Below are 16,899 nucleotides of genomic sequence, written 5' to 3' on the forward strand. Positions count from 1 at the left end.
AGCCGGCCCTAACCCGCGTGCAGCATCAGCCCGATGCCGACGACCAGCAGCCCGGCGGCCGCCAGGCGAGGGGCGCCGAAGCGCTCCTTGAAGAAGAGGGCGCCGATGGCGGCGCCGACGAGGATGGAGGACTCCCGCAGCGCCGAGACGGGGGCGAGGTCCGCCCTGGTCTGCGCCCACAGGACGAGGCCGTACGCCGTGACGGACAGGACGGCACCGAGCAGGCCGAGCGCGGCGTGGGGACGCAGCGCGGCGACCGTCCGGGGGCGCAGGCGGTGGACGGCGTACGCCGGGATGACCAGGCCCTGGACCGCCATCAGCCAGGCGATGTAGCCGAGGGGTGTGCCGGAGGCGCGGACGCCGAGGCCGTCGACGACCGTGTACGCCGCGATCGACAGCCCGGTGGCCAGCGCGGCCCCGACCGCCGCCCAGTTCGGCCGCCGTCCGCGCAGCCCCCACAGCGCGACCCCGGTCAGCCCCGCGCACGACAGCGCGATGCCCGCCGCGACCCAGCGGTCGGGCACCTCGTGCGCGAAGACGGCGGCCAGCACCGTGACGACGAGCGGTGCCGTGCCGCGCGCGATCGGATACGCCTGCCCGAAGTCACCGAGCCGGAACGACGTCATCAGCAGTGCGTAGTACACGATGTGGATGGCGGCCGACGCGCACAGGTACGGCCAGGCGCCCGCCGCCGGCACGGCGGTGAACGCGGCCAGGACGGCGCCGATCAGCAGCCCGCCGCCGGAGATCAGGGTGAACCCGACGAGCTTGTCCGGGATCCTGTGCGCGAGCGCGTTCCAGCAGGCATGCGTGACCGCGGCCACCAGCACGGCCGCCGTGACCAGCGGCGTCACGCAGTGCGCTCGCGCACGTCCACGAGCGTGCCGCCGGCGTGGGCGACGAGCTCCTTCGGCTCCATCGGGAAGACGGTGTACGGAGTGCCGGCCGCCGCCCAGACGACGTCGTGGCCGAGCAGCCCCCGGTCGGCGAGCACCCGGGTGCGGGTACGGTGCCCGAACGGCGGCACGCCCCCGATGGCATACCCGGTGGTCTCCCGTACGACATCGGCCTTGGCGCGGCTGACCTTGCCCGCGCCCAGTTCCTCGCGGACGCGCTCGACGTCCACCCGGGAGCCGCCGTCCATGAGCACCAGCACCGGCTCGCCGTCCACATCGAAGACCAGCGACTTGCAGATCTGGCTCAGCTCGCACCCCACGGCCGCGGCGGCCTCGACGGCGGTCCGAGTGGCCTCGGGAAACCGGCGCACCTCACCGGCCAGCTCCCCGATCCCCATCTCCCGCAACGCCTCGACGAACCTGGGGTGAGCTCCTGATCCTCCGGCGTCGGTGGTGGCAGTCGTCGTCATGCCGGGCAGGCTAGCCCGCCGGCCGCACGGGTCACGAGCGAATTCCCCCCGGCGGGGCGAGGGCACGTGCGGCGAAGGCCGGTGAGGCGAAGGCCGGTGAGGGTGCAGCCCCGTCCCCACGGGCACCCTCACCGGCCGGTCGGCGAAGAGCCGTCCGCGTCAGACGCGGACCAACTCCCTGTCCTCGTCGAGGTCCTTGGGCCCGGAGCCCGGCTCCGTGCGCAGGCCCTCGCCCTCCACGTCCACGTTCGGCAGGACCCGGTCCAGCCACTTCGGCAGCCACCAGGCCCTGCGGCCCAGCAGCGCCAGGACCGCCGGGACGACGGCCATGCGGACGATGAAGGCGTCGAAGAAGACCGCGATCGCCAGGCCGAAGCCGATCATCTTGATCATCGACTCGCTGGAGCCGATGAAGCCGGAGAAGACGGCGATCATGATGACCGCGGCGGCCGTGACGACGCGAGCGCCGTGCCGGAAGCCCGTCACGATCGCCTGGCCCGGCTTCTCGTCGTGGACGTAGGCCTCGCGCATCCGGGTCACGAGGAAGACCTCGTAGTCCATCGCCAGGCCGAAGACGACGCCCACCATGAAGATCGGCATCATCGACATGACCGGGCCGGTCTCCTCCACGCCCATCAGGCCGGACAGCCAGCCCCACTGGAAGACCGCGACCACCGCGCCCAGCGCCGCCAGCACGCTCAGCAGGAAGCCGAGCGCCGCCTTCAGCGGGACCAGGAGCGAGCGGAAGACCACGATCAGCAGCAGGAAGGCCAGGCCCACCACCAGGGCCAGGTACGGGAAGAGGGCGTCGTTCAGCTTCTGCGAGACGTCGATGTTCATCGCCGTCGAGCCGGTGACCAGGACCTCGGCGTCCGTCTTGGCCTTGATCCCGGAGCCCGCGTCGCGGATGGCGTGCACCAGGTCCTCGGTGGTGGTCGAGGACGGCTTGGAGTTCGGGATCACGGTGACGGTCGCGGTGTCGCCCGCCTTGTTCGGCTGCGCCGGGGTGACCGTGACGACGTCCTTCAGGCCCTTGATGTCGTCGGTCACCCGGGTGAAGGCGGCCTTCGGGTCGTCGCTCTTCTTCGCGTCGACCACGACCATCAACGGGCCGTTGAAGCCGGGGCCGAAGCCCTCCGAGAGCAGGTCGTAGGCGCGGCGCTGGGTGGTGGAGACGGGCTGGGAGCCGTCGTCGGGCAGGCCCAGTTCGAGGGAGGCGGCGGGGACGGCGGCGGCGCCCAGGCCGATCACGCCGAGCAGCAGCACGGCGACGGGACGGCGGACGACGAAACTCGCCCAGCGGGTGCCCATGTTGGGCCGGGCCGCCTTCTTCGCGGCGCGGGCGCCGCCCAGCAGCCTGCTCTTCTGGCCGGCCGGCTTGACCCTGCGGCCCGCGTAGCCGAGCAGTGCCGGGATCATCGTCAGCGCGATGAGGACGGCGACGACGACCGTGCCGGCCGCCGCGATGCCCATCTTGGTCAGCATCGGGATGTTGACGACGGACAGTCCGACCAGGGCGATGACGACGGTGAGGCCCGCGAAGACCACCGCCGAACCCGCTGTGCCGACGGCCCGGCCGGCCGCCTCCTCGCGCTCGCGGCCCTCGGCGAGTTCGGCGCGGTAGCGGGAGACGATGAACAGCGCGTAGTCGATGCCGACCGCGAGGCCGATCATCGTGGCCAGGGTGGAGGTGGTGGTGCCCAGGTCGAGAGCGTGGGCGAGGGCGGTGACCGTCGAGACGCCGATGCCCACGCCGATGATCGCGGTCAGCAGCGGCAGCCCGGCGGCGAGCAGCGAGCCGAAGGTGATGACGAGCACGACGGCGGCGATGGCGATGCCGATGACCTCGGTGGCGCCGGTCTCGGGCGCGGCGCTCAGCGCGTCACCGCCGATCTCCACGGTCAGCCCGGCGTCCCGCGCGTCCTTCGCGGCGTCCTCCAGGGCGGTGCGCGAGGAGTCCTCCAGCTCCATGCCGGAGACCTTGTACTTCACCGAGGCGTAGGCGATGGTGCCGTCCTTGCTGACGGCGTGTCCGGTGTAGGGGTCGGCGACGGAGGCGACCTCGGAGCCGTGGGAGAGCTCCTTGACCGTCTTGTTCACGGTCGCCTTGTTGCCGGCGTCCGTCATCTTCTCGCCGCCCGGCGCCTTGAACACCACCCGGGCGGTGGCCCCGTCGGCGCTCGCGCCCGGGAACCGCTGCTCCAGCAGGTCGAAGGCCTTCTGCGCCTCGGTGCCGGGGATGGAGAAGGAGCTGTTGCCCGCGGGGGGCGCGGAGGCGGCGCCGACGCCGGCGAGCGTCAGCAGCGCCACCCAGATCAGCGCGACGAAGTGCCGTCGCCTGAAGGCGAGGCGTCCTAGTTTGTACAGGAACGTGGCCACGTGGGCGTACTCCCGGTCAGGTCGTTGGGGTGGAACTGGGCAGGGGTGATCAGCCCGACGACGTGAGCGGAGACGTCAGAAGGTGGGCTTGCTGGGGAGGTCTCGGGAGAGGTGTCAGACGGTGGGCGCGCCGAGGGCGGGGAGGACCACGGCGTCGATGTAGGAACGAAGGAAGGCCTGGGTCGGCGGCTGGTCCTCGATCAGCGCGCGGACGACGAACCCGCCGGCCAGCATGTGCACCACGAAGTCCAGCGCGGGACAGTCCTCGCGGATCTCGCCCCGGTCGACGGCGCGCCGCAACAGCCGCTGGAACTCGGCCATCTCCGGCTCGATGAGCTGTTCCCGGAACGCCTGCCGGAGGTCGTCGTTGCTGTGCATCGCCATGGCCAGGCCCCGCATCAGCGCGGAGTTCTGTGCCATGCCGCAGTCGTCCTCGCGGGAGACCAGGGCGTGCAGGTCGCTGCGGAGCGACCCGGTGTCGATCTGGTCCAGCTGTCCGGGCTTGCTGTGCCGGACGGCCCTGACGACCAGCTCGGCCTTGCCGCCCCACTGGCGGTAGAGCGTGGCCTTGCTGGACCGGGTCCGGGCGGCGACGGCGTCCATGGTGAGGGCGTCGTAGCCGACCTCGCGGAGCAGGTCGAGCACGGCCTCGTACAACTCGGCCTCACGCTCGGGCGTGATCCGGCTCCGGCGCCCCGGTGCGAGCACCGGCTCCACTGGAGCGGCTGCCGCCGCGCCCTTGGACGCCTCGGTCATCCCGCCCGCCTTTCCGCTTGTCGAACGACACGGTTTCGTACGGAACGAATGTAGCGCAGCGCTTCAACGAAACGAAACCGTTTCGTACGTGTGGTGGGTCACGTCTGTCGGATCCGCATAAACGGCACAAGTTGCTGCGCTGGATGGGCGGGCGAAGCATGGGGGAGGTGAGCTATCTGCGCCTGCCGCATCTCAGCGGCGATCTGCTGTGTTTCGTGGCCGAGGACGACCTCTGGCTGGCGCCGCTCGACGGAGCGGAGCGTGCCTGGCGGCTCACCGTGGACCGCACCAAGACCGGCCACCCCCGCTTCTCCCCCGACGGCCGCCACATCGCCTACACGAGCTGGCGGAGCCTCGCGCCCGAGATCCACCTCGTGCCGGTGGACGGCGGTCCGGGCCGGCAGCTGTCGTACTGGGGCAGCACCGACACCCAGGTGTGCGGCTGGGCCCCGCCCGACGAGCACGGCCACACCGAGATCCTCGCCGTCACCTCGCACGGCGAGCCGTTCTCGTACTTCACCTGGGCCTACAAGGTCGACACCGACGGCTCCCCCGGCCGCAAACTGCCCTGGGGGCCGGTCGCCGACCTCCAGGTCGCCGACCTCGACGGTGAACGCAAGAGCCTGCTGCTGACCGGCACCCCGCCGCACGAACCGGCCTCCTGGAAGCGCTACCGGGGCGGCGCCACGGGCCGGCTGTGGCTGCACGGAAAGCGGCTCCTCGCCGACATCGACGGCCATCTGGCCTGCCCCATGTTCGTCGGCGGCCGGATCGCCTTCCTCTCCGACCACGAGGGCGTCGGCAACCTCTACTCGTGCGCCCACGACGGCTCCGACCTGCGCCGCCACACCGACCACGACGCCTTCTACGCCCGGCACGCCGCCAGCGACGGACAGCGGGTGGTGTACCAGTGCGCGGGCGACCTGTGGATGGTCGACGACCTGTCCCCCGACTCTGTGCCGCACCGGCTCGACGTACGGCTGAGCGGGCCGCGCGCGGGCCGCCGCCGCTACCCGGTGCCCGCCGCCCAGAACCTGGACGGCCTCTCCGTCGACGAGACCGGCCGGGCCAGCGCCGTCGTCGTACGCGGCTCCCTGTACTGGCTGACCCACCGCGACGGCCCCGCGCGCACCCTCACCGACACGCCGGGCGTCCGCGTCCGGCTCCCGGAGATGCTCGGCGCGAGCGGCCGGATCGCCTACGTCACCGACGCCGACGGCCCGGACGCCGTCGAGATCACCTACCTGCCGCGCGCCACCGGCCCCCACCCACCGCGCCGGCTCGCCTCCGGGCAGCTGGGCCGGGTGCTGGAGACGGCCTCCGACTGCGAGGGCGAACGGCTTGCCCTGGCCTCCCACGACGGCCGGCTGCTGCTGCTCGACGTGCCCGAGGACGCCGAGAGCTCCGAGGACCCCGAGCACTCCGGCGGGACCGTCACCGAACTCGTCCGGTCCGACAACGGACCCGTGCGGGACCTCGCCTTCTCCCCGGACGGGGCGTGGCTGACCTGGTCGCACCCCGGCATCGGCCGCTCGCTCAGGCAGATCAAGGTGGCCCGGATCAAGGACCGGCTGATCGTGGACGTCACCGACGGCCGCTTCGAGGACGAGAACCCCGTCTTCACCCGGGACGGCCGCTATCTGGCGTTCCTGTCCTGGCGCGGCTTCGACCCGGTGTACGACGTGCACACCGGCGACCTGTCCTTCCCGCTGGGCTGCAAGCCCTACCTCGTCCCGCTGTCCTCCGCCACCCCCTCCCCCTTCGCGCTCAACCCCGAGGGCCGCCCGGCGGCCGGCGGGCTGGACCCCGTGGAGGACGAGGAGACCGGCGAGGCGGGCGCGGTGACCGTGGAGGTGGAGGGGCTGGCGAGCCGGGTCACTCCGTTCCCGGTGACCGCCTCCAAGTACTCGGCGCTCTGCCCGGTCGCGGGCGGCGGCCTGGTCTGGCTGCGCTGGCCGATCTCGGGCGCGCTGGGCGAGACGTTCGTGAACCCGGACGACATCACCGGCCGGCCGACGCTGGAGTTCTTCAACATCACCAAGGCGAAGAAGTCCGAACTCGTCGGCCACCTCGACTCGTTCGCGATCAGCGGCGACGGCACCCGGCTGGTCGTCGTCGACGAGGGCGACCTGCGCGCGGTGCCGTCCACCGAGATCGGCGACAGCGACACCACGACCTGGATCGACCTGCGCCGGATCATGCACGTCGTCGACCCGGGCGCCGAGTGGCGCCAGTCCTACGAGGAGGCCGGCCGGCTGATCCGCGCCTACTACTGGGACCCGGACATGTGCGGCATCGACTGGGACGCCGTTCTCGCCCAGTACCGCCCGCTGGTCGAACGGGTCGCCTCCCCCGACGAGTTCGCCGACCTGCTCCGCGAGGTGCTCGGCGAGCTCGGCACCTCCCACGCCTACGTCGCCGCCGCCCGCCGCAACGAGGGCCCCGCGCACTACCAGCGCTGGCAGGGCCTGCTCGGCGCCAACCTCGTGCACCGCGACGCCGGCTGGGTGGTCAGGCGGATCCTGCCCGGCGACTCCTCCGACTCCCGGGCCCGTTCACCGCTGGCCGGCGCGGGCATCCGCGAGGGCGCCGTGCTGACCCATGTCGACGGCCGCCCGGTGGACCCGGTGACGGGCCCTTATCCGCTGCTGGCCGGCTCCGGCGGTACGACGGTGGAGCTGACCTTCGGGCCCCCCGACGGCGACGGGCCGCCGCGCCGGGTCGCCGTCGTCCCGCTGATCGACGACCGGCCGCTGCGCTATCAGGACTGGGTGGCCAAACGCCGTGCGGTGGTGCGCGAGTTGAGCGGAGGCCGCTGCGGCTATCTGCACATCCCCGACCTGGGCGGCTCCGGCTGGGCGCAGTTCAACCGGGACGTGCGCATGGAGATCTCCCGGCCGGCGCTCATCGTCGACGTGCGCGGCAACGCGGGCGGCCACATCAGCGAACTGGTCATCGAGAAGCTGACCCGGACGATCCTCGGCTGGGACCTCACCCGCAACGCCCAGCCGGTGTCGTACACCTCCAACGCGCCCCGGGGCCCGATAGTGGCCCTCGCGGACGAGGCGACCTCCTCCGACGGCGACATGATCACGGCGGCCTTCAAGCTGCTGAAGCTGGGGCCGGTGGTCGGGCAGCGCACCTGGGGCGGCGTGGTCGGCATCACCGGCCGGCACCGCCTCGGCGACGGCACGGTCATCACGGTGCCGATGAACGCGGCCTGGTTCGACGCCTACGGCTGGTCCGTGGAGAACCACGGCGTCAGCCCGGACATCGAGTCCCTGCGCACCCCCATGGACTGGGCCGAGGGCCGCCACGTCGAAATGGACGACGCCATCGAACTGGCCCTGGACCTGATGGCCGCCAACCCGCCCGCGACCCCGCCCGGCTACGAGAACGTCCCCGACCGCACCCGCCCGAAACTGCCGCCGCGTCACGAGTAGCCGAACTCGCCGCAGGCGCAACGTGGGGCGCCCCGACACACAGGGCGCCCCACGCCTCCCGGCCGAGGCCGAGCGCAGCAAACCTCAGTGACTACCGACTACCGGTCGTAGTCCTGGTTGAGACGGTCCTCCATCTCGTCGTGGGTGTCGTCGGTGGTCTGACGCCCACGCTCACGCTGCTGGGACGAGCGCTGGCCGGCCTTCTCGCGGCCCTCGTGCGCGCGCTCCTTGCCCTGCTGCTGCCACTGCTCGGCCTGGTCCTGGAACTTGTCCTTCATACCCATGCTGTTTCACTCCCGTGTGGGTGAGGGGGATCCCCAAGTGGGTGAGGGGATCGACCTCGACCAGATTCACACGGGCGGTGACGCTGCGCATGTCGATCAGTGACGCTGCGTAGCACCAGTGGCCCGGTGTTGTTCGTCGGCGGCGCCGCCCGCGCCCACCAGCCCGGTGCGCATCCCCGTCAGCCGGTCCGCGAACCGCCGCATCTCCCGCTGCCCCACGGTCCCGATGATCCCCGGCAGGTACCCGCGCACGCCCTGCATCCCGCGCAGCCACCACTGCCCGTACACGTGCCCGGCCCGCCGCTCGACGCCGTCCACGATCCGGTCCACCGCCGGGCCCAGCGGATAGGTCTTGTTGGACGGCCACGGCAGCCGCTGCCTCAACTCCCGCATGACGTCGTCCTGGTCGGCCCCGCGCACCATGTCGGTGTCGGTCCACGACAGGTACGCCACGCCCACCCGCACGCCCTGGTGGCCGACTTCGGCACGCAGGCTGTGCGCGTACGCCTCCACGCCGGACTTGGACGCGCAGTACGCCGTCATCATCGGCGCCGCAGTGATCGCCGCCAGCGAGGCGATCTGCAGCAGATAGCCCCGGCTCTCCACGAGCGCGGGCAGGAAGGCCCGGCCGGTGACGGCCGATCCGATCAGGTTCACCTCGATCACCCGCCGCCAGGACTCCGGGTCGGAGCCGACGAACGGACCGCCGGTCGCCACACCGGCGTTGGCGACCACGATGTCGACCTTGCCGAACCGCTCCCTGACCTCCGCCGCGACCCGCGTCATCGCCTCGTGGTCGGTGACGTCGGCGTGCCAGTGGGCGCTCTCGCCGTGCAGCCGCTCCGAGAGCTGCTTGAGCGCGTCGGGTTCCAGACCGACCAGCGCGACCTTCGCGCCGCGCGCGGACAGTTTGCGCGCGAGCAGCTCGCCGACGCCCCGCGCGGCGCCCGTGACGACCGCGACCTGCCCCTCCAGACTCACCCTGCTCATGCGCTCTCCTCGACCTCGGCGTGTGCGTGTACGTGCGCGCCCGTGTGTGCGGCGACCAGCGCGCGGATCTTCCCGGTGACCAGGTCGGGCGCCTCCACGGGCGTCATGTGGCCGATCCCGGGCAGCTCGGTCAGGCCGACGCACTCCGGCAGCGCGGCGGCCAGCTCCCGCGCGTGCACCGGCGGTGTGAGCCGGTCGGCGGTGCCGGCGACGATCTCGGTGGGCACCCTCAACTCCCGTACGCCGTGGTCGAGATCGAGCGCATCCAGCACCTGCGACCAGGCGTAGCGGGCGGTGCGCGGGCAGGCGTGCACGATCCGGGCGCACGCCTGGACCATGTGCGGCGCCGAACCGGGGCCCATCGTCCCGTACTTGAGGATCCGCAGCGCGAGCGGCGTGACCGGACCGAGCGGGGCCCGCGAGCCGAGGATGTGCTTCGTCAGCCAGGTCCGCAGCCGCCCGGCCCGGATCGGTACGACCGTGGACCGCGCGACCAGCCGGGAACTGCCGGTGCTGCACAGCAGGACGGCCGCCGCGTGCTCGCGGAACCCCGGGCGCGTCGACGCCGCCATCACCGTCATGCCGCCCATGGAGTGCCCGGCGATCACCGCCTGCTCGCCGGGCGCGAGGGTGGCTTTCAGCACGGCTTCGAGGTCGTCGGCGAGGGCTTCGGTGCCGCATGTCGCGCTCGCCGGGCTGCGGCCGTGGCCCCGCTGGTCGTAGGCGATGACACGGTGGTCGGCGGACAGAGCCCGGATCTGCGCCGCCCAGAACGCGGTCGAGCAGGTCCAGCCGTGCGCGAGGACGACGGCCGGCGCCCCCTCCGGGCCGTGCACCTCGGCATGCAGGCGGGCGCCGTCCGCGGAGGTGACGGTGAGGGTGCGGGCGGGAACAGGCGGGGCGTAGGGGCCGGAGGCGACGTGGGCGAGGCGGCTCACGCGGTCACCTCCGCGGCCTCGTCGACCGGGGAGACCTTCGCGGCCGGTGGCCGCAGGACGGCGTACTCCGCGAGGTCCACCTGCCGCGTGGCGCGCCGGAACTCGGTCGTCGTACCCGGCCAGACGGTGGTGTTGCGGCCGTTCGCGTCCAGGTACCAGCTCGTGCAGCCGCCGGTGTTCCACACGGTGCGCTTCATGCGCTCCTGCACCTTGCGGTTCCAGGCGTTCACGGCGCTCGGGCGGGCGTCGAGGGCGACCCGGCCTCCGAGGACGTCCAACTGCCGTAGATAGTCGGCCATGTAGTTCAGCTGGGACTCGATCATCAGGATCATCGAGGAGTTGCCGAGGCCGGTGTTGGGGCCGATGATCGTCATCCAGTTCGGGAACCCGGCCGCGGACGCGCCGCGCAGGGCGGCCATGCCGTCCTTCCAGGTCTCGGCGAGCGTACGGCCGTCCGCGCCGACGACCCGCTCGGCGATGGGCATGTCGGTGACGTGGAAGCCCGTACCGAAGATGATCGCGTCGACCTCGGCCTCGGTGCCGTCGGCGGCGACGACGGTGGACCCGCGGATCTCGCTGAGCCCGCCGGCGACGACGTCCACGTTGTCCTGCGCGAGTGCCGGGTAGTACGTGCTGGACAGCAGGATCCGCTTGCAGCCGATGCGGTAGTCCGGGGTGAGCTTGGCGCGCAGCGCCGGGTCCTTGATGGCCCGGGCCATGTTGCGCTTGGCCAGCTGCTCGACGAAGCCCAGTTCGCCCGGGTGCTTGGTGAACGCCTGGACCTGCAACTCCCGTATGCCCCACAGCAGTCCGCGGCGCAGCCGGGTGGTCACCGGCAGCGCGCGGTGCAGGGAGCGCTCCGCGCCGCTGATGGCGCGGTCCACGCGGGGCATCACCCACGGCGGGGTGCGCTGGAAGACGGTGAGGCGGGAGACCTCGGGCTGGATGGACGGCACGATCTGGATGGCGGAGGCGCCGGTGCCGACCATGGCGACCCGCTTGCCGGCGAGGTCGTAGTCGTGGTCCCAGCGGGCGGAGTGGAAGACCTTGCCGGGGAAGGACTCCAGGCCCGGGATGTCCGGGATCTTGGGGTCGGACAGCGGCCCGGTCGCGGAGACCACGACGTCGGCGGAGAGGTTCCCGGCGGTCGTCTCGATGTCCCAGCGCAGCAGCTCCGTGTTCCAGGTCATCTTCTTGACCTCGGAGTCGAAGCGGATGTGCGGGCGGAGCCGGAAGACGTCGGCGACGTGCTCCAGGTAGGCGCGGATGTGGCGCTGCCCGGAGAAGGTGCGCGGCCATTCGGGGTTGGGGGCGAAGGAGAAGGAGTAGAGGTGGGAGGGCACGTCGCAGGCGCACCCCGGATAGCTGTTGTCGCGCCAGGTGCCGCCGACGCTGTCGGCCCTCTCGAGGACGATGAAGTCGGTGATCCCCTCCCGGCGCAGCCGCACGGCGGCGCCCAGCCCGCCGAATCCGGAGCCGATCACCGCCACCCGCACGTGCTCGTGTTCGTGGGCCATCCCGAAGCCTCCGCGCATCGTTCTTGGACTCTGCCAGTGAATACTGGCGCAATGGGGAGAGTAGAGGAGCACCGTACTCATGGGTAGGGGGCGGTGAGCGAAAGTTACCTGGGGTACGACATAGGCTTCCCGTGTGGCAGAGAAGCGCGAATACCGCATGGAGGAGCTGGCGGAGCTGGCCGGCATCACGGTGCGCACCCTGCGCTTCTACCGCGAACGCAAACTGATCCCGCCGCCCCGCCGCGAGGGCCGTATCGCCTGGTACGACGACCATCACCTGGCCCGTCTGCGCACCATCGCGGCCCTGCTGGAACGCGGCCACACCCTGAGCGGCATCGCGGAACTCGCCGAGGCCCTCGACCACGGCCGCGACGTCGCCGACGTCCTCGGCGTCGGCCCCACGGAGGAGGAGCCGGTCCGCCTCACCCCCGAGGAACTCGCGGCCCGCTTCGAGGGAGAGGTCACCCCCGACAACCTCGCCGCCGCGCTGGAGCTGGGCTACCTCGGCACCGACGGTGACGAGATCGTCCACATCAGCCGCCGCCTCCTCGACGTCTCCTCCGCCCTGGTCCGCGAGGGCATCCCGCTCGCGGAGGTGCTGGCGGCCGGCGCCCGCGTCCGCGAACACGCCGACGCGCTGGCCGAGTTGTTCGCCGACCTGATCCTGCGCCACGCCCCCGAGGAAGACCTCCACCGCCTGCGCCCCCTCGCCCGCAGCGTGGTGGAGGCGGAACTCTCCCTGGCACTGGACCGGCGGCTGAACAAGCGCCTGTAGCGCCTGTCCGGCGAGCGACCGTCCGGCCGGCGACCGCCTAGTGGTCGTAGACGACCGTCACCGGCGCGTGGTCCGACCAGCGCTCGGCATGGGTGGCCGCGCGCTCCACGTACCCCTTGACGACCTTGTCCGCCAGCCCGGGGGTCGCACAGTGGTAGTCGATCCTCCAGCCCGAGTCGTTGTCGAAGGCCCGCCCCCGGTAGGACCACCAGGTGTACGGCCCTTCGGCGTCCGGGTGCAGGGCGCGTACGACGTCCACGTAGCCGCCGTCCGCCGGGTCGAAGACCCGGGTCAGCCAGGCCCGTTCCTCCGGCAGGAAGCCCGAGTTCTTGGTGTTGCCGCGCCAGTTCTTCAGGTCGGCCTGCTGGTGGGCGATGTTCCAGTCGCCACAGACGAGGACCTCGCGGCCGTCGGCGGCGGCACGCTCGCGCAGTTCCTTGAGGTGGGCGAGGAACTCGCCCATGAAGCGGAGCTTCTCGTCCTGCCGTTCGGTGCCGACCTCGCCGGAGGGGAGGTAGAGGGAGGCGACCGTCACACCCGGCAGGTCGGCCTCGAGATACCGCCCGCTGGTGTCGAACTCCGACGATCCGAAGCCCACCCGGACGCGGTCGGGTTCGCGGCGGGTGTAGAGCGAGACCCCCGCGCGGCCCTTGGCGGCGGCGGGCGCGTGCACGACGTGCCAGCCGTCGGGCGTGCGCACGGGCTCGGGCAGCTGCTGCGGCTCGGCGCGCACCTCCTGAAGACACAGCACATCGGCACCGGTCCCCGCGAGCCACTCCACGAAGCCCTTCTTCGCGGCGGCACGCAGTCCGTTCACATTGGCGGAGGTCACAGTCAGCACCCGGGCACTTTACCGGCACACTGGACGGGGTCCCGCAAGAGACCGCCCGCGCACCCTTCCGTCACCCGGCTCCCGCCGCCCTTGCATTGATATACGGTGTACAACATGATTATCCGTCCTGTGCCCTTCGACCACCCGGACGCCGTCAAGCTGAACGACGAGGTCCAGGCCGAGTACCACGTGCGCTACGGCGACGGCGGCGACGCGACGCCCCTGGACCCGGACGACTTCCGGCCGCCGAACGGCGTGTACCTGATCGCCTACGACGAGGACGGCACCCCCGTCGCCACCGGCGGCTGGCGCAGCCAGGACAAGAACCCCGAGGGCAACGAGGACGGCGACGCCGAACTGAAGCGGATGTACGTCATCGAGTCCATGCGCGGCCGGGGCCTGGCCCGCCGCATGCTCGCCGCGCTGGAGGCCGACGCGCGCGCCGCCGGCCGCGTCCGCATGGTCCTGGAGACCGGCGACCAGCAGCCGGAGGCCATCGCCCTGTACGCCTCCAGCGGCTACGCGCCGTGCACCAAGTTCGGCTACTACCGCGAGTACGAGTCGAGCATGTGCTTCGCCAAGCCGCTGTAACCGCGGGACGCGGTCACGGGTGCCAGGTGCTGAGCCTGGCGAGGGCTTCGGCGCGGGACTCGATGATCTTCATGCGGGCGCGTCGTTCGGTGTCGTGGTGGTGTGCGCTCTGTGCGGTGCTCTGGCCGGGCCACTTGCGGTAGAGCAGTCCGCACTCGTCGATGAACCATCCGGTGCTGACCGCGTTCAGCGCCATCAGCAGGCCGGTGTCCTCGGACGAGGGAAGCGCCATCCATCCGCCGAGCGCCGTCACGAGGTCGCGCCGGGCGCACAGGGTGGCCGGGTGGACCTGGGCCCGGTAGTCGTGCGTACGCCATCGTTCGAGGACGGCGCCGCGTGCGATGGGGCCGCGCGGCGGGTCGCCGTCGAAACCGACGGTCGATCCGTCGGGAAGCAGGTCGAGCACGCGGGACGTCGTCCACGCGATGCCGTCGTGTCCGGTCAGGGTCGTGATGTCGCGGAGGAGTGCGCCGGGCGTGAGCATGTCGTCCGCGTCCAGCACCTTGACGAAGTCGCCCCGGGCCCGGGCGAGTGCCATGGTGCGGGCCATGCCGGCGCGCCCCTGCCTGCCCTGCTCGAAGCTGATGCGCGGGTCGTCGGGGACGTGCGGCCGTACGTCCCCGCTCTCGCCGTCCTCCTGGACGACCCACTCCCAGTCCCAGCCGGGCGGCATCTCCTGGCGGGTGAGCGAGGCGTGGGCGTCCGCGAGGTAGGGGGCGCTGGGCCCGTGCACCGCAGTGATCACCGACACGATGTGCGTCAAGCGACCGGTCACCACCTTTCCAGCGGGGTCACACACTTGACGGCGTAGCGGTCACCGGGCAGCACGACGTCCGCCACCTCCACGATCCGGCCGCCCATGTCGTGCAGGGTCTTGCGGACGTCCATCACCGCGACACCCGGCACCAGGCCGAGTTCCTCGGCCTCCTGCGCCGTGGGCGGACGCGCGGTCACGACCTCCTCGACCCGCCCGACCTCGATCCCCACCGTGAGGAGCTGGTGCATGGTCCCGCCGGGCCACGGTTCCCGGCTCTGGTCGAGCAGTTCGGGGTTCTTCCGCGCGATCTCGTACGGGAGGTAGGACCGGGCGATGTTCAGCGGTGCGCGCTCGCCGGCCCTGCGGGTGCGGTACGTCCGCTTGAGGACGGCGGCGCCCGGCTCGATGCCCAGCGTCACGGCGAGTTCCTCGGGCGCCTCGATCCGCTCGTACTCGGCGTGGAAGGCCAGTTGGCCGGTGCTCAGGCCGGTGTCCCGCTCGGTGGCGCCCCTGCTGCCGCGCTCCCTCAGCCCGGCGCGCGCCCGATCCTTCTCCCACTGGTGACGAAGGTTGCACCGCTCGGCGCGCCGACGCCGCCCGTCCACGAAGTCGACCTTCTCGTACCGCTTCGCCATCTGCGGCCTCCTCGGTCCACACAGTTCAGTGTGCCGTGCCTCACCGCCGTACGACATGTCAGAGCCCCGGTCGGTGATCACCGACCGGGGCTCTGAGCTGCGTGGACCTGAGGGGATTTGAACCCCTGGCCCCCTCGATGCGAACGAGGTGCGCTACCGGACTGCGCCACAGGCCCTTGCAACGAGTGAAACTCTAGCATCCCCGTCCGGGTGGTTGGAAATCCGTTCCCGGGCTGGTCAGCCGCGGGGCCCCCGGGGGTTCGGGGACTACTCGTTGGCCGCGCGCGGCCGCTCGCCGTCCTCGTACTGGTCGAACAGCGGGGTGCGGCCGCGCTCGCGGGAGCGGCGGGCCGAGGCGGCGGAGCTGCCGCGCGAGCGGCCTCGAGCGTGGGGGCGGGAGTCGCCGCGGCCGCCGGCGGCCGGAAGGTCCTCCTCGGGCGCCGGGGGCTCCTCCGCGGCGGAAGCCGCGTCCTCCTGCTCCGGCACCGCGGCGGACGACCGCGCCGAGCTCCAGGAGTCCGGTGTGCCCAGGTCCACGTCGGAGCTGGCCCGCGGGGCGACCGGTGCGGTCACGTACGTGGGCAGCGGGACGGGCACCGGGTCCCAGCTGTCGCCGTGCCCGGGGCGCCGACGGCGCTCGCGCTGCTGGTCCAGCCACTCCGCGTGGTCGGTCTGCTCGACCAGGGCGCGCCGGTCCGCGGCGAGCGCGGACAGTCCCGGATCGGCCTCCGGCTCACCCGCGGTCTCCGGCTCGTCCGCGTCCTCGTCCAGGGCGGCGCGCCGGCGCTGTGGGCGCCGGCTCTCCCGCAGCCGCTGAGCGGCGGCCTCGGCGCGTCGGCGGTCCATCTGGTACGCGAAGCGGCGGCGCTCCTGGACGCGCAGATACGCGATGTACGCGCTGAGCAGCACGGCGGGCGCCGCGGGCGCCCACAGGAAGGCGAGCCCTCCGACGGCGGCGACGATCGCGCCCAGGGTGAAGGCGAGGAAGAGGACGACGGTGGTGCGCCGACGGCGCGCGAGCACCTTGGTCCGCCGGGCGCGCGCTGCGGCCGCCTCCGCGCCGGGCGCACGCCGAGCCGCGGGGACGCGCTTGCGCGCGGGCGGGACGGCGGACCCCGGCCCGGACCCCGACCCGGACGCGGATGCCGGTACGGACGCGGACGCGGACGCGGATGCCGACGCAGAAGCGGGCGCGGACGCCGGTGCGGTCGCGGACGCGGGTTCGGACGCGGTGTCGGAGGCGGACGGGACCGCCGGTGACGTGGTCCGGGCCACGGGCACGCCCGCACGGCCGCGGCGGTCCCGCTCCGGGGCCTGGTCGGGCTCCTGCGCCCGGGTCGGGGGCATGACGAAGCCCCGGACGTCCACCGAGTCGGTGACGGCGTCCGGGTCCACGGCGCTGGACTCCCCCTCCTCGGCGGAGCGCGCCCTGAGGTCCCTGGCGTACCGGCGCTCCATGCCCGCCCGTCCGGAAAGCAGTCGGATGGCGGTGCTGAAGCGTTCCGTCGGACGGGCCTCGTTCAGCTCGTCCTGCCTACGGAGCCACATGGGCACCAAGTAGGCGGCCCAGGCCCCGACAATGACTGCGTAGATGAGGCCGCTGCTGCTCACGCCTCATACGGTAGAGGGGTTGGCG

General features: G+C 72.4%; 15 protein-coding genes and 1 tRNA gene. 3 read left to right on the top strand and 13 right to left on the bottom strand.

Annotated features, from left to right (window positions below; all coding sequences use genetic code 11):
* Nucleotides 1–8: 8 nt before the first annotated feature.
* From IE318_RS12610 to IE318_RS12625, 4 genes are all read right to left on the bottom strand, one after another.
* Nucleotides 9–854 (bottom strand): EamA family transporter, encoded by an 846-nt coding sequence (locus tag IE318_RS12610; protein WP_189899694.1) that lies wholly within the window; start codon nucleotides 852–854, stop codon nucleotides 9–11.
* Entirely contained in the window at nucleotides 851–1,366 is a 516-nt protein-coding gene (locus IE318_RS12615; RefSeq protein ID WP_030163934.1) for a YbaK/EbsC family protein, read from the bottom strand. The genes IE318_RS12610 and IE318_RS12615 overlap by 4 nt, the downstream gene beginning before the upstream one ends.
* Before the next feature lie 159 nt (nucleotides 1,367–1,525).
* Nucleotides 1,526–3,745 carry an MMPL family transporter gene (locus IE318_RS12620; RefSeq protein ID WP_189899697.1) on the bottom strand — a complete coding sequence of 740 codons (2,220 nt, stop codon included), beginning with the start codon at nucleotides 3,743–3,745 and terminating at the stop codon, nucleotides 1,526–1,528.
* Between the two features lie 114 nt (nucleotides 3,746–3,859).
* Nucleotides 3,860–4,501, bottom strand: a complete 642-nt coding sequence (locus IE318_RS12625) for a TetR/AcrR family transcriptional regulator (RefSeq protein ID WP_229903485.1) — start codon at nucleotides 4,499–4,501, stop codon at nucleotides 3,860–3,862.
* Between the two features lie 167 nt (nucleotides 4,502–4,668).
* Here IE318_RS12625 and IE318_RS12630 point away from each other — a divergent pair, with 167 nt between their 5' ends.
* The gene (locus tag IE318_RS12630) at nucleotides 4,669–7,944 is read left to right on the top strand and encodes a S41 family peptidase (protein WP_189899699.1); all 3,276 of its coding nucleotides are present in this window, start codon (nucleotides 4,669–4,671) and stop codon (nucleotides 7,942–7,944) included.
* Nucleotides 7,945–8,042: 98 nt separating this feature from the next.
* On the opposite strand, the gene IE318_RS12635 is transcribed toward IE318_RS12630, so the two are convergent.
* The 4 genes from IE318_RS12635 to IE318_RS12650 form a co-directional block, all read right to left on the bottom strand.
* Nucleotides 8,043–8,228 (bottom strand): hypothetical protein, encoded by a 186-nt coding sequence (locus tag IE318_RS12635; RefSeq protein WP_189899701.1) that lies wholly within the window; start codon nucleotides 8,226–8,228, stop codon nucleotides 8,043–8,045.
* Between the two features lie 96 nt (nucleotides 8,229–8,324).
* Nucleotides 8,325–9,218 (bottom strand): SDR family oxidoreductase, encoded by an 894-nt coding sequence (locus IE318_RS12640; RefSeq protein WP_189899703.1) that lies wholly within the window; start codon nucleotides 9,216–9,218, stop codon nucleotides 8,325–8,327.
* On the bottom strand, nucleotides 9,215–10,156 hold the full coding sequence (locus IE318_RS12645) for an alpha/beta fold hydrolase (protein WP_189899705.1): 942 nt from the start codon (nucleotides 10,154–10,156) through the stop codon (nucleotides 9,215–9,217). The genes IE318_RS12640 and IE318_RS12645 overlap by 4 nt, the downstream gene beginning before the upstream one ends.
* Nucleotides 10,153–11,673: a flavin-containing monooxygenase gene (locus IE318_RS12650; protein WP_189899707.1), complete on the bottom strand. Its 1,521-nt coding sequence runs from the start codon at nucleotides 11,671–11,673 to the stop codon at nucleotides 10,153–10,155. The genes IE318_RS12645 and IE318_RS12650 overlap by 4 nt, the downstream gene beginning before the upstream one ends.
* A gap of 133 nt (nucleotides 11,674–11,806) precedes the next feature.
* On the opposite strand from IE318_RS12650, the gene IE318_RS12655 reads away from it, so the two are divergent.
* On the top strand, nucleotides 11,807–12,448 hold the full coding sequence (locus IE318_RS12655) for a MerR family transcriptional regulator (RefSeq protein WP_030163920.1): 642 nt from the start codon (nucleotides 11,807–11,809) through the stop codon (nucleotides 12,446–12,448).
* A gap of 37 nt (nucleotides 12,449–12,485) precedes the next feature.
* Here the strand turns inward: IE318_RS12655 and IE318_RS12660 are convergent, their stop codons facing one another.
* A complete protein-coding gene (locus IE318_RS12660; protein ID WP_189899709.1) occupies nucleotides 12,486–13,289 on the bottom strand; it encodes an exodeoxyribonuclease III in 804 nt (267 codons plus the stop codon).
* A 105-nt stretch (nucleotides 13,290–13,394) separates the two neighbouring features.
* Here IE318_RS12660 and IE318_RS12665 point away from each other — a divergent pair, with 105 nt between their 5' ends.
* Complete coding sequence (locus tag IE318_RS12665) at nucleotides 13,395–13,871, top strand: GNAT family N-acetyltransferase (protein WP_189899711.1); 477 nt, start codon at nucleotides 13,395–13,397, stop codon at nucleotides 13,869–13,871.
* A 13-nt stretch (nucleotides 13,872–13,884) separates the two neighbouring features.
* Here the strand turns inward: IE318_RS12665 and IE318_RS12670 are convergent, their stop codons facing one another.
* The 4 genes from IE318_RS12670 to sepX form a co-directional block, all read right to left on the bottom strand.
* Nucleotides 13,885–14,634, bottom strand: coding sequence for a glycosyltransferase family 2 protein (locus tag IE318_RS12670; RefSeq protein ID WP_189899714.1), 750 nt, complete (start codon nucleotides 14,632–14,634; stop codon nucleotides 13,885–13,887).
* Between the two features lie 8 nt (nucleotides 14,635–14,642).
* Nucleotides 14,643–15,263 carry a GntR family transcriptional regulator gene (locus IE318_RS12675; protein ID WP_189899716.1) on the bottom strand — a complete coding sequence of 207 codons (621 nt, stop codon included), beginning with the start codon at nucleotides 15,261–15,263 and terminating at the stop codon, nucleotides 14,643–14,645.
* Between the two features lie 102 nt (nucleotides 15,264–15,365).
* Nucleotides 15,366–15,439: transfer RNA gene (locus IE318_RS12680), tRNA-Ala, on the bottom strand.
* 91 nt (nucleotides 15,440–15,530) lie between these two features.
* Entirely contained in the window at nucleotides 15,531–16,874 is a 1,344-nt protein-coding gene (gene sepX, locus IE318_RS12685) for a divisome protein SepX/GlpR (RefSeq protein ID WP_189899718.1), read from the bottom strand.
* Nucleotides 16,875–16,899: the final 25 nt, after the last annotated feature.

This window comes from Streptomyces spiralis, from assembly GCF_014654675.1.
GTDB lineage: Bacteria > Actinomycetota > Actinomycetes > Streptomycetales > Streptomycetaceae > Streptomyces > Streptomyces spiralis.

Coding starts and splice junctions, on each gene's coding strand:
- IE318_RS12615 (WP_030163934.1), bottom strand. CDS start 1,366: ATGACGACGACTGCCACCACCGACGCCGGAGGATCAGGAGCTCACCCC.
- IE318_RS12625 (WP_229903485.1), bottom strand. CDS start 4,501: ATGACCGAGGCGTCCAAGGGCGCGGCGGCAGCCGCTCCAGTGGAGCCG.
- IE318_RS12635 (WP_189899701.1), bottom strand. CDS start 8,228: ATGGGTATGAAGGACAAGTTCCAGGACCAGGCCGAGCAGTGGCAGCAG.
- IE318_RS12640 (WP_189899703.1), bottom strand. CDS start 9,218: ATGAGCAGGGTGAGTCTGGAGGGGCAGGTCGCGGTCGTCACGGGCGCC.
- IE318_RS12650 (WP_189899707.1), bottom strand. CDS start 11,673: ATGGCCCACGAACACGAGCACGTGCGGGTGGCGGTGATCGGCTCCGGA.
- IE318_RS12665 (WP_189899711.1), top strand. CDS start 13,395: ATGATTATCCGTCCTGTGCCCTTCGACCACCCGGACGCCGTCAAGCTG.
- IE318_RS12675 (WP_189899716.1), bottom strand. CDS start 15,263: ATGGCGAAGCGGTACGAGAAGGTCGACTTCGTGGACGGGCGGCGTCGG.